The sequence below is a fragment of the Aquimarina sp. Aq107 genome (assembly GCF_943733665.1).
Taxonomy (GTDB): domain Bacteria; phylum Bacteroidota; class Bacteroidia; order Flavobacteriales; family Flavobacteriaceae; genus Aquimarina.
In genome coordinates this window covers 2,991,398-3,005,155 of the sequence record NZ_OX030782.1, presented here as the reverse complement: position 1 = coordinate 3,005,155, position 13,758 = coordinate 2,991,398, and the positions used below count along the sequence as shown (strand labels likewise).

The window sequence follows — 13,758 nt, the reverse complement described above, 5'->3', positions numbered from 1 at the left end:
ATTTTTCTTTTTATTAAATACCTAATGCTTGTCCACCACCAATTTGGATAGTTTCAGCCGTTATGAAAGCAGCATCATCACTTGCTAAGAAGGAAACCACAGAAGCAACATCTTCTGGTTGTCCTAATCTACCTAACATAATGTTGTTTTTCCATGATGCAAAAACTTCTGGTTTAGTAGATTTAATTTGAGCATGAAATGGAGTGTCAATCGTACCAGGCGATACTGCATTTACTCTAATTCCGTATTCTGCTAAATCTTTTGCTAAAGCTCTTGTAATTGCATTAACAGCAGCTTTTGATGTTCCATAAATTCCAGCACCAGGACCTCCTGCAGTCCATCCTGCATTAGATGTATAGTTAATAATTGAAGAATTTTCTCCTTTTTTCAAAAATGGGATTGCAGCTCTAGAGGCAAAAAATGTAGAATCCAAATTTAAGGCCATTACAGATCTATAAAATTCTGTTGTCATACCTTCAAATCTAGATCTTCCTCCTAATCCACCAGCATTATTTACCAGTAGGTCTATTTTACCATATTTTTCTCCAATAGCTACAATATTAGAAGTAACTGCTTCTTCGTTTGTAACATCGAATCCATAATACTCTGCAGTTATTCCTTGGGCTGTAAGTTCTTTTATTCTTTCAGCTCCTTTATCATCTTCTATACCATTTAAAACTACAGTATATCCATCGTTACCTAATCTCTTAGCAACTTCAAAACCAATTCCACCGGTTGCACCAGTTACAATGGCAACTTTTCCTTTTAAACTCATTTTTTCTTTTTATTAATTATAAATTATTGATAGTTGATTAATTTTATTTTACACCAATCTATACTGGTGTATTATTTTCTTACAGGTCCAATTTTTTTGATAAACAAGAAAATAGATAAGACCCCAAGTATTACAGAAACACATATTGCTACAAATGCTGGGGTATATGAACTTGTTGTTATCTGACCGACAAACCAGTTCATAATCATTGGCGATACCGCCGCTACAGTTCCTGCTAATCCTGCTAGTGTTCCAACAGAAGGACCTCTAAATAAGTCACTAGAAATTGTTTGTATGTTTCCAATAGCAAACTGAAATCCAAATAATGCTAATCCAGCAAGATATATGAACATCATAAAGTTTTCCTCTGTAACGAAGTTGATGATGGATACAAATGCTATTAAAATTAGAATACCTCCTAGTGCAATTGTAATTTTTCTCGATGCATCTACGGAGAATTTTTTCATTAAAGCTTTTGTAAACATACCGCCAATTATACTTCCTGCTGCAGCCATCAAATAAGAAATCCAAATACTTTTGGTTTCCTCAATGTCAGATCCAAATTTTGCACCTAAATAAATAGGCATCCATCCTACAAAAAACCACCATATTGGTTCTATGAAAAACCTACAGAATAGAACACCCCAAGATTCTTTATGGCTTAATATTTGGCCAATACTTAAACCTTTTTCCTTTACTTCATTTTCTGTATCGATTTTTTCTATTCTATCTTTTATGATTAGTGCTCTTTCTTCATCTGTAATCCATGGGTGTTTTTCTGGTTTAGCTTTATTAATAAATAACCAAGGAATTACCCATAATATACCAACAAACCCTAAGATGATATAAGTGGTTTTCCAACCATATTGCGTGTATAAGAATATGATAATAAATGGCGCAATTACATTTCCTATAGAAGCACCGGCATTAAAAATACCTTGAGCAATTGCACGTTCTTTTATAGGGAACCATTCACCATTACTTTTCACCGCTCCTGGCCAATTTCCTGCTTCTCCTAAACCTAGTAGTACTCTAAAAATTGAAAGACTAACAAGTCCTCTTGCAAATGCGTGAAAAACAGAGGCTACAGACCAAACAATAATAGAAACTGTAAATCCTAAGCGAGTACCTATTTCATCATACAATTTTCCTGAAGCAAATTTACCGATGGCATATGCAGCGAGAAAGAAGTTAAGCATTAGAGCATAATCGGAGTTATCCATCCCTAAATCCTTACCCATTTCAGGCCATAAAAGTGCAAATGCAGTTCTATCGATATAATTAATAACCGTTGCTAGGAAAATTAACACAATAATCCACCAACGCAATCCTTTTAGCTTAGTCATCTAATTACTTCTTTTCGTGTGAAATTTCTAAAAAATCTTCGCGTATTGGACTAAATACATCAATAAGAACTCCTGCTTCTAAACATACCGCTCCGTGAGGAACATTAGGTGGAATAAAGAATCCATCGCCAGCATTTAATACTTTTTTATCATCTCCGATAGTAACTTCAAAACTTCCAGATTCAACATATGTAGTTTGAGAATGAAAGTGGTCATGAATGTATCCAATTGCCCCTTTTTCGAAGTTTACTTTAACCATCATTATATTCACGTCATAACCGATCATTTGACGAGTAATACCTTCTGCGGCTTGTTCCCACGGTTTATCTTTGGTTACGAAGAATACTTCACTCTTGATTTTTGAGTAGCTCATTGTTTAGTTAGTTTTTAAATTATAATTTCCTGTCCACTGATATGTTCTATTATCAATAGTTATTTCGTGTTGTTTGTGTGGGTCGTGGTCTTTATTAACGACCGTTAGTGTATAACTTTCATTATTTTTGAATGTCACTTCTACGATAGTATAGCTATCATCAGAAAAGATCAGTTCAATATTTTTAATATCAGAATGAGGATTCTGTACAGATTCTAATTTTGGATCAAAATTTCCATGAGGTTCTATGACGTTTACGAAAACATGATCCTTCTTGTTGTTTTCTCTTAGCATGTAGGAAGCTTCATTTCTAAGATTAAAATTAGGATCGTTAGCTCCTAGACTCGAAAAGACCATATTACTTTCCTTGTCTATAAGACTTGAGATAGAGTAGAAGCTGTTTTGGTTTAACCAAGTTAACGTTGCAAAATTTTGATTACTCTTACCTTCTGCAAGTTTCCATAGATGTTGGTATCCATTTTTAGTTCCAAGTGGGTTTAATGTGTTTTCTTTGAGATACTCAAAATTAGTTTCCATTACTTGCCCTTGATACATAAAGTTTAGATCGTATTGATGAGCTTCATTAGCAGCAATAGCATATACATCAATAATAAAAGGAGGTCTTTCTGAAGCTTCATTTTTTACTAAGGCTAGCGTTCTTTGCATATGAACTCCTGGGTATGCATTTTCTTCTTTAGCACTAACAATTTGTAGATTAGTGTCTTTCAGGTTAGAAAAAAGAAGTTTTGGATTTACTTTACTCGATTCTTTTACGTTAGCTCCAAATTGAGAAGACTCATCTACAGTAACTGTATTATGCGCTATAGTTTGTTTTGCCCACGTTTTGTTTTCTGGTAAATATCTTCCTCCTTGTTTTGATTCTACGTTTAGAAACCTTGCAGCTCCATAATCTTGTAAAATTTCTTGTTTTCCATCATACAGAAATATCGACAATCGATCAAAATGACCATGTCCCATCCCTTGAGAAGCAAATTTAAAAACAGTGGTAAGTTTTTTATCTTTTTTACCATTAGACATACGTAATAATGCTAAACCTCCATCGGTTCCATCTTTTCCGTCTGTAATTAGTAGTGGTTTTTTTTCGTATGGTTTTGGTTTATAACTTTTCAAAGCTTTAGCTACTTCAAGTCCTGCACCTGATATGCTAACCTTTTTGTGTGCTAAAGTAATAGGCAGTAGCGAGCTATCTTTATAGTAGGCGTATGCAATATTGCTGGCAAATATCAATTCACTGGTTAAATAGTTTTTTTCTTTTAATGCATCATTAAAAGGAAAAAATGCTCCATTTTCGTCAGTTAGTTGCAATACTGTGGTTACCGCTTTACCTAATAATTGATCTCGGTATTCAAAGATTTTAAGATCAGGTTGATTGATCTGGATAGCTTGAGCGAAAAGCATAAAAGGCATCATAGCATATCGCTGATAATAAGGACCTTCAGAATAGTATCCTTCCGGAGAAAAAAGCATATCTATCTGTTTAAGAAAACCTGTTTCTTTATCTTTATTACTACCGTACAAAGCACGGTCGACCATATCCTGATCTTTGAGAACATATCCTGTCATACCTACGCCCGCTACTGCCCAGGTTCCATGGTTATGTATTTTATTGAAGGTTTTTTTAGAATCAACGCTAATAAATTCTGCTACTTTCTTAAAAACTTGGTCTTCTATTATTTTCTTATTTTCTTCAGAAATTACATCACTTACCAGATTATATGCTTGTATTGAATTAACTAACCAAACACTTTCATTTAATCCTTGCCAGAAAAGCTTTCCAGCTGGGTGATTTTTTTTACTCTTTGGATGTAAAGGTAAATTAGGATACATTTTAGCATACGCTAATAACATATCAGTAACAAACTTGGAGTATTTAGTGTCTTCAGTAATTATATATGAAATTCCTGCAGAATACATTTCTCCATAATTGCGTTTATGTTTTTCATGTGTATATCCACCACCAGGGTCTTTTGGGAGAGGCACTTCAATACCATTCTTAATTGCTTTGTCTGCTTTTTCTTTATGTTGTTCAAAGGAGACTTTTAAAACATCGTTAGTGTTTAGTAATTTTTTTATTTCATTAGCTTCAGAAGTAGATAAAGAAAGTGTTGGTTTTTGATTTTTAATCTCTGTTTTGGTTGATGCTGTGTTTTCTTTTTTAGTACAGCCAAAACTTAGAATACTAAGAGTTAGGGTTAGGCAAAGAATGCCTAACCTTAACCGAATAGTATGTAAAGGTGATTGGATCATTTATAATATTATGAAAATTCGTTATTTATTGTTTTTTAACCTTGATCTTTCCAGTTAGTCTCGTCCGTAATGGATGCTGCTGAATAATCTACAGCTCCAAACTCTGTTAATACTCTGTCGGTTACAATTATCCAATCGTAATCAGCTGATCTTGGTATATTATCAGAAGAACTACCTGCAGTAAGACGGAAATGAAATCTTGAAAAATCTGCTGCACTATCCATAAAACCATTAAGTCTTACAGCAACTAATACCCATTCTCCTCCTGTGTCTAAAAGAGGACCATTAGATTCTCTACGCTGAGCACTTGAAGTTCCTAGATATATTTTTGTTCTACAGTTTGCTCCATTAATTCTCATCCAGAAATGTAATACAGGGTTTCCGCCAAATCTACCGGCTGGATCTAATAAAGCTGCTGATTCTTCTCCCATTTCTTCAGTTCCAAAATCATCACTAAAATCATAACAATATATGGAGGCTAAGGTACTAGTAGTAGCTTTAGGGTAATCTAAGTGTAAATATCTACTTCCAAAAGATTCTGTCATTCCTGGGAATCTTGGTTGTTCCGCTTCGTCTTCTCCTAATGATAAAACCACTTCAGTAGGATCACCATTCTTATTATCTCTTACAGTTTCTAAAGCTTTCGTATCAAAATCATAATATTCGTAATATGGTCCGTTGATGTATGGTATATTAAATACAGTTTGACGCATTTCTGTATCTGTAATGATAACTTCGGATATACCTGTTGTTACTCCAGATGGAACCATAAAAGTTAAATCAGTAGGAGACGTAGTAATTGTTGCCTCAATACCATCGACTGTAACAGATGTTGTGAAATTGATATTAGCTCCTGTGATTGTTACCATATTATCTCTAGCCATTATTCTAGGCACATTATCTGGCTCTGGTGTCGGTATGTTAACTAAGAAAGAAGAACTTAATTCTTGTGCAATTTCTCCGCTATTACTATTATAAGTTAAATTAATAGCAACAGGATCTAGAGTTCCTGGGTTTGGCACAGTTACTACAATTACATCATTTTCTTGAAAAGATATAACACCAGGTACGCCTCCAAAAGTAACACTTGATACTACACCAAGATTAGCACCTTCTATGATTAGTAAATCATTTGCTGTAGCCTCACCAGGGATTGCACTTGTTACTGATGGTACAGGATACGATACAGTTAAACTTTCGGTAGAAGTAGCTGTAAATTCCAAGTTTTCTGCACCTTGTCTACTTAAATCATTGATAAGTACGATTTGTCCTGAAATAACAGCAGGGTCAATTCTTAGTAAAATTTGAGTATCGCTAATTTTACTTTTAATTTCAGTAGGTATTCCACCTATGGTTGCTCTATCCACAAATTGTAGAAATTCTCCTTCTACAAGTACTTCTTCAAGTATTTCTGCACTAGATGGAGAAAAACTAGAGATTATTGGAGTTGCAGATTCTATTTCCTCTACAGTCTGATCCACTTCGATATCCGCATCACAAGATGAGGATATTACAAATATCAACATTAAACAGAAAACCAATAGACCTGCTAAGATTCTCTTAAAAGATGCTTCGTAATTTTTCATAATTCTATTGTGTTAATTTTATTTTTTAGTATCCCATTTCAGTCCAATATGTTGTTCTTTTCGCAATGGCGATTTTTCACTTGGAATGAATTTTTCTTTATCTTCCCATTTAGGGTTTTTATATATTACATTTTTTTCAGATGCTCCTTTTGTTGCTTTTACAGTGCCACAATCAAAAACGACACAGTTACTTATCGTATTTTTACTTCCATTTAAATTAACAGGGTTAATTACTTTATAACTTTTTTCGAAAACTGAATTTTTGATATCTACTGTTACAATCCCTTTGGTTCTAAGCACGGTACCTTTTTCTATATTTCCTACATTACTAAACACAGAGTTTTGTACAGAAAGATTACCTCCTAAAGTAGATTCGTCAGTTCCTCCACGATAATAATTTAAAGCCCATTGTTCTATGTCTTTAAAAATTGTGTTATTAATACGTACTATTTGAGCACTATACTTTCCGAAACTTTCTTTTTCTTCTGAAAGATTGATCCCTCGGTATGAGTTTTCAATTCTAGAATTAGCAATACTTAAAGTATCTGCAAAAGTTCCTTTGTATCCTTTGAAAAAACTACCACCTTTTTTGTTTTTAAACCCATGAATATGACAATTGTCAATAAATACAGAGTATGATTCGGCGACACCTTTGTCAGGAGAGACTACAGCATATTTTATAGGTGTTTTTAAGTTTCCAGAAATTTCTAAATTCTTTAAGTGTAAGCTATTACCACCTTCTACTCTAAAGAAATATGTTGGGTTTTTTTCTAAACCTTCTTTTACTTTTAATATAGGTTTTTTACCTTTAGTATCTCCTTGAATAGTAATTTTTGTTGTAATTTTTATTCCTTTTTCTAGAATGTATTCTCCAGATTTTAATTTTAGAATACTACCGAAAGAAGCCTTTTTTAATGCCTTACGCAATGTTCCTAAACCTGGTTCTACTTCAATGATTTCTGATGTAGCCACAAGTTTCTCAGGTTTTGTTTTAGAATCCCAAGATGTTCCACTTCTAAGAACCAATGCCTTAGGGAACTTATTATTTCCTAGATTATAAGCACCAGCAATGAAAGTAGTTCTTTTTGCTCCAGTAATATCTAATTTAGGTGATTTAGCTTCAGGTTTCGAATTTTTGATTAATTCTTCATTCGTTTCAGTTGGGATGTAAAGAATATCTTCAAATGTATCCCAATTTACTTTCATTTTTGTAAAGCCTTTTTGATCAAAATTTTTCTGAGTATCTAAAATATTCCCATAGAAATTAAATCCATCTATTTTATCATGTATTGTTGCGATATCACCATTTTTATCATTGTATATGATATTATTAGAAAAGGTTGTATTTATTGGGGCTAATGATCTTTCTTCATCACTTCCAGCGCAAAGTTGAATTGGAGAACAATTTATAATAGTATTGTTCTGAATTTTTACATCATTAACTTGATGATATCTATTTGCAGGGCTATTAGGTACGCCATTCATTACAACTATTGGCCCTCTAAAACCATCACCTGTAAGATTCATCATTAAGTTATTTCTAACAACATGACCTGCATTTATAATTCTTATACCACCAGTATTCGGTTTTTGATTTCCTATAAATACATTACCTTCTATCAGGCACTTGTTTCCGTGTCTTAATGTTAAGACACCTTCACTTTCTAAAAAAAGATTATTACGATATACGTTGTTACCTGATTTATTAGAAATAATTTCTAACTCACCATTACATTTTTCAAAAACATTATCTTCTACAATTGTTCTAGAAGATAATAATGAGTTTTTGCTAGTTCCAATTCTAATAGTTTCTCCACCATTAGAACCTAAAGTAGGTCTTTCTCCAAAATAATTATGATCAATTCGATGGTTGTTTTCTATATGCTCTTTTCCCTTTAACCATACAACTAGAGTGGTACCAGAGTTAATTTTTCCCACAAAATAGTTGTGATCTATTCTGTTATTTTTACCCCAAACACTTATCCATTTATAATCGATAGATTTTTTACTTGGATTGTAGTATGTAATTGCACAATCAGTAAGTCTGGAGTGACTTGCATATTCTTTCGAATTTACTCTAAACGAAATCACTGATTTTCCAGAAGTGTAGCCGTTTTTAAACCACAACCCTTTGATTAATAAATGGGTTCCAGCGATTTTTAGGTTAGAATCTCCGGTAAGGATCACCTTACCGGATTCTTCTGCTTCTATAATAATAGGATTTTCTGAAGTTCCTTCACCTTTAGCTACTAATTTTACATCTTTCCACTCTCCATTTTTTAATATTATACGATCTCCAGCTTTTACAGATTTTATAGCATTATTGAATTCATCAATAGTTGCTACTTTAATCTCATTAGCAAAACATGTACATCCAATAAGAAATAGTTGAATGGATACTATTGTAGTAATGATATGTTGTTTATTTATAATCATTAATAACCTATGTTTTGAGCTAAATTAGGGTTTAGGTCAATTTCTCTTTGTGGTATTGGTAATAGTAGCTGAAAATCAGAAATAGGACTTGCATCAAGATCAGGATTATCAGGGTTGTTATAAGCAAACTCTGTTGTAAAATGTTCATTTATTACAGTCAAAGCTCTATTGGTTCTTAGTAGATCAAAGAATCTATGGTTTTCGAAAGCAAACTCAAGACGTCGTTCATTTTCTAAGGCTAATTTAAAAGCAAAGCTAGAATTTACATCAGCTTCTAATAGATCAGTTAGACCAGCACGCGCTCTTACTTTGTTTAGTTCGATTAAGGCTTCAGAAATTCCTCTAGCATCTATATAAGCTTCAGAAAGCATTAATAGTACATCAGCAAATCTTGTAACTGGCCAATCTACATCACCATCATCTAGTGCGTTAAAAGCCGAATTGTATTTGGTAACGTGCTTGTTAAAGATTTCAGTTCCATTGGTTGCAATATAGCTGTCCGCCATAGATGAAGGTTTTCTTAAATCATTTGTTAGATATAAATCAGATATATCTTCAGTAGGTACGTTAAGTCCATCACCATTACCAAAAACTACATTTCCATCACTTTGTAAAGGAGCAAAGAAGTTTGGAAAAGGAGAACCTAAACCAATAAGTCCTTGTTCATATCGAACAGAAAAAATTACTTCATTGTTTAATTCATCACCTGGTTCAAAAAGATTATCATAATCCGTAATTAGATCATTTATTCCTCTGTCTCTAACATATTCTAGTTGAGTAATTGCAGCTTCTAAATCTCTATTAGGGTTTGTTAAATGAACTTTACCTAATATAGTTCTTGCTGCTATTGCTGTTGCTCTACCGAATTCTGAATCATCATATTGCTCTGGTAAAAGTGCGATAGCGTCTTCTAAGTCCTGAATAATAAAAGGATATACTTCTGATTGAGGTCTACGAGATAATTGAAAACCTTCTTCACCAATTAAAACTCTATCAACAATTACAATACTACCATATAATCGTGTTAAGTTAAAATGCATTAATGCTCTAAGAAATTTGGCTTCACCTTCATATTGATTTCTTAAGTCTTCATCAACTGCAACATCTATGTTAGCAATGATTCTATTCGCTAAAGCTATGGTTTTGTAACAATTAGCATAGTATGCTTGATTTATCGAATTATTGGTATCTACTGTAAGTCGATCCAATGTAAAACGAGGAGCATCTGATTCTGGAGATCTATCTGGATTAGTAAATGTATTATCAGAACGAAGTTCTGTAATATTCCATTCTACTTCCATCACATCATATAAACTAGAATATGAAGCAATTACTCCTCTATTTAACTCTTCTTGGTCTTGATAGAAGTTGTCATCTGTTCTAAAAGAAGTTACTTCTTCTTCTAGATCACAAGACACCATCAATAATGTCAATGACAATGCATAAATATTAAAATTTATGAATCTATTTTGAAGTTTAAAAATATGTTTCATTATGTATATTTTTTAGTCTGTTATTTCATATTTAATTAGCTTTTGCTAATTAAATATGAAATAGACTATCATTAATTGCTTTTTAGAAATTGATATCTAATCCAAGTGCTAGTTGCCTTTGCACTGGTGTAACTCCTCTTTGATACCCTCTGATCAAAACATTATCTCTATCCGTGTTTCCTTCAGGATTATTACCTAAATAATCATCTGCAGCTTGATACCATAAATTTTGTCCAGAGATATAAATTCTCATTTTTTCTAATCCCATTTTCTTTGTCGAATGAATAGGTATAGAGTATCCTAGTACTACTTCTCTTAATGATATATAAGAAGCATCTTGAACAGCATAGTCAGTTTCTAACCATGGAACACCAATTCTAATTCCGGGTCTGCTAGCAGGGATATTTTCATTAAACCATTGGTCTTCTGCATATGTAGCTCCATATCGAGCAACTTCATTATAAAATGCTTCTCCCCAAACAACTTCACCGCCTTGAGATCCTTGGAAAGAGAAATTAAGATCTAAGTTTCCGTATGTAAATGTGTTGGTGAAACCCCAAATAAAATCAGGGAATGGATCACCAATAACAGTTCTATCATCTTCATTAATAACTCCATCACCGTTTACATCTACTCTCTTAAGACCACCAACTGCATCAGCAATACCACTTGGGCTATTAGCTAAATCTTCGGCGTTCTGGAAAATACCGTCAGTTTGATATCCATAAAACTGAATATATGGTTCTCCTACACGAGTAATATATTGATCAGTTCGCTCTCCATTATTAATTATTCTTTCAGATCCACCGAATGAAACAAGTTTATTCTCGTTAAATGAGATATTAGCACTTCCTTGCCATTTTAATTTTCCTCTTCCAAGATTTGTAGATAAATCAAATTCCCATCCTGAGTTTTGAACTTTTCCAATATTATTCCATTGCTCATCAAAACCAGTTGAATTAGAAATTTGTTGTCTCAATAAAAGTTTTTCTGATAACTTATAGTAGTAATCCACAGTAAGATTTACAGCACCATTGAAAAGACCTAAATCTATACCATTATTAAATTCTGTGTTTGTTTCCCAAGTAATATCAGGGTTTCCTTGTAAAAAGTCTACTTCACCTTGTCCTGTTGTTACACCACCAGTATTTCCTATGCTGTAATTTCCGAAATCTACTATAGTTGGTGCTAAGAAATCAAATAGGGCAGGAGCAGATCCACTAATTCCCCAACTAGATCTTAACTTTAGGTTATTAACTGTATTACCAATGCTATTTCTCCAGAAATTCTCGTTTGCAACATTCCATCCTACCGATACAGAAGGGAAAAATCCGTATTTGTTATTCTTACCAAACTTATTGAAACCATCTGCTCTTCCTGCTAAAGAAATTAAGTAACGATCTTTATAAGCATAATTAATTCTTCCTAAGTATGAAGATAATACTGTTTTATCTTTTAAAGTAAATGTATTGTCAAGATCTATAATTGTTCCTCCATTAAGAGTTGTTATATTCTCATCATCAAAATTAGTTATTCTAAGGTTGCTAAGACGTTCTGTAGTATTCTCGTAAGTGATACCTAATAATAATCCAATATCATGACCATTAAAATCTCTGTTGTAGTTTAATGTATTCTCATTTATGTATTTAACAGTAAGTTGATCTGCTAAGATTCCTTCTGTTTCTCCATCTCTATCACCATCAGAACCAAAATATTCTTCTCCCGTACGGTATCTCACATAACCACCTAATGAAGATCTTAAAGTAAGTCCTTGCGCTATTTTCCATTTCACAGAACCGTTAGCAAGTAATCTGTATTCAAAACGATTACGTCTACTGGCTTCCTGTCTAGAGATAGGATTAAAGTTAGATGAAGACCATAGGTTTTCTATATTACCAGTATTTTCTGTTAGACCAGTTACAGGATCTACATAATCAAAATTAAGGTTTCTAAAATGTAAAGCATGTGCAAAACTTCCAACAGGCTGTCCTGTTAAGTCTGATGTATATTGATTATGTCTAACAGGAATCCAAGTTTCATATCTTCCGGTATCTGTAAAATTAATAGAAGATCTTCTTGTAAGTGTGTAAGAAGGATTTATTTTTAAATCAAAACTTAAGTTGTCAGATAATTTAGATTTAAGTCTAGCAGATAAGTTTAATCTTTCTAAATCGTTATCTTTTCTAAGTCCTTCATTATAAATGTAGTTGGCAGATATTAAGTAGTTTGTTCTACTTCCACCTCCATAAACGTTTAATTGATAATTGTCAATTCTAGCAGGATTTCTTAAAGCTTCATCTTGCCAGTTAGTAGGACCACCAATGTTTTGAGCAATGGTTCTTTTTCCTATTTGAACATTATCATAATTTACAAAATTAGGTTCTCTGTTTTCTTGCTGAGCATTAAAATTTTCTACTAATTGATCTCTACTTCTGTCTAAGTCAGAAAATGCAATTGCATCTATAATATCAATACTTCTTGCAGCTTGTTTAAAACCTGAGAGTGATTTGAACTCAAAAGAAGTTTTTTCTGCTTTTCCTTCTTTAGTAGTTATAAGAATAACACCATTAGCTCCTCTAGATCCATATATTGCTGTAGAACTTGCATCTTTCAATACTTCTATAGACTCTATAGTACTTGGATTAATGAATTGAAGCCCATCATCAAAAGGGAATCCATCAACAACAACAAGTGGAGCAGAACTAAGACTTATAGACCCAATACCTCTTACTATTATTTCTGGTTCATCACCAACATTACCAGTGGTATTTCTAATCTGAACTCCGGCAATTTTACCTTTTATACTGTTAGAAACATCAGAATAAGGCAATTCATCTAGATTGGTGTTCTCTAATTTGGATACAGAAGCTGTCAAACTCGACTTCTTTTGGACTCCATATCCTATAACGACAACCTGTTCTAGTTCAGATGCTTCTTCTTCCAGAGCGATATCAAGTGTTGTTTGATTATCGATTGCCACTGTTATGGTTTTCTTTCCGGTAAAAGAGAATGAAACGACATCACCTTTGTTTACCTTAAGTTGATAAAATCCATCAAAATCCGTAGTAGTTCCCGTATTGGATTTCAATATCAATACATTAACTCCCGGTATTGGTATCCCATCTTCCCGAGAAGTTACTGTTCCTTCTAATGTAATGCTATCTTGAGCAAGCAACGTACAATGAGATAGAACAATCAGGAAGACTGCTATAATCTTTTTGAAATACATAAGTAATTATTTTTGTTTTTTAATGCTTTAGTTTAAATCATTAATTGATTTATTTTTCAATTTTAAAAGCAAAACCTAGTTTTCGTAATTACCTACTTTATAAACAAATCATAAAAAAATATAAACGGAATTGCGTTTATCTATTTTTTCTATCTTTGTTTCATCTATCTATAAGCAATTATAGTAAGGATTTTACTTTTTAAACTAAGTAAAGTTTCGAAAATAAAGGGATTAGTGTGGTAGCTGTCCCTT

Annotated in this window: 8 protein-coding genes; all 8 read right to left on the bottom strand. The window is 32.9% G+C overall.

Translation table 11 applies throughout. The features are described 5' to 3' along the window. Positions 1 to 13: 13 nt before the first annotated feature. Positions 14 to 775, bottom strand: coding sequence for an SDR family NAD(P)-dependent oxidoreductase (locus tag NMK29_RS12900; RefSeq protein ID WP_108803827.1), 762 nt, complete (start codon positions 773 to 775; stop codon positions 14 to 16). A gap of 71 nt (positions 776 to 846) precedes the next feature. Beyond that, the gene (locus NMK29_RS12895) at positions 847 to 2,121 is read right to left on the bottom strand and encodes an MFS transporter (protein WP_108803828.1); all 1,275 of its coding nucleotides are present in this window, start codon (positions 2,119 to 2,121) and stop codon (positions 847 to 849) included. 4 nt (positions 2,122 to 2,125) lie between these two features. Then, complete coding sequence (locus NMK29_RS12890; RefSeq protein WP_027392020.1) at positions 2,126 to 2,494, bottom strand: cupin domain-containing protein; 369 nt, start codon at positions 2,492 to 2,494, stop codon at positions 2,126 to 2,128. Between the two features lie 3 nt (positions 2,495 to 2,497). Then, the gene (locus NMK29_RS12885; RefSeq protein WP_108803829.1) at positions 2,498 to 4,762 is read right to left on the bottom strand and encodes a heparinase II/III family protein; all 2,265 of its coding nucleotides are present in this window, start codon (positions 4,760 to 4,762) and stop codon (positions 2,498 to 2,500) included. Between the two features lie 35 nt (positions 4,763 to 4,797). After that, on the bottom strand, positions 4,798 to 6,348 hold the full coding sequence (locus tag NMK29_RS12880) for an IPT/TIG domain-containing protein (protein ID WP_108803830.1): 1,551 nt from the start codon (positions 6,346 to 6,348) through the stop codon (positions 4,798 to 4,800). A gap of 18 nt (positions 6,349 to 6,366) precedes the next feature. Next, positions 6,367 to 8,784 (bottom strand): polysaccharide lyase 6 family protein, encoded by a 2,418-nt coding sequence (locus tag NMK29_RS12875; RefSeq protein ID WP_108803831.1) that lies wholly within the window; start codon positions 8,782 to 8,784, stop codon positions 6,367 to 6,369. Next, on the bottom strand, positions 8,784 to 10,277 hold the full coding sequence (locus NMK29_RS12870; protein ID WP_108803832.1) for a RagB/SusD family nutrient uptake outer membrane protein: 1,494 nt from the start codon (positions 10,275 to 10,277) through the stop codon (positions 8,784 to 8,786). Before NMK29_RS12870 ends, NMK29_RS12875 begins: the two co-directional genes overlap by 1 nt. 82 nt (positions 10,278 to 10,359) lie before the next feature. Continuing rightward, complete coding sequence (locus tag NMK29_RS12865; RefSeq protein ID WP_108803833.1) at positions 10,360 to 13,506, bottom strand: SusC/RagA family TonB-linked outer membrane protein; 3,147 nt, start codon at positions 13,504 to 13,506, stop codon at positions 10,360 to 10,362. Between the last annotated feature and the right edge of the window lie 252 nt (positions 13,507 to 13,758).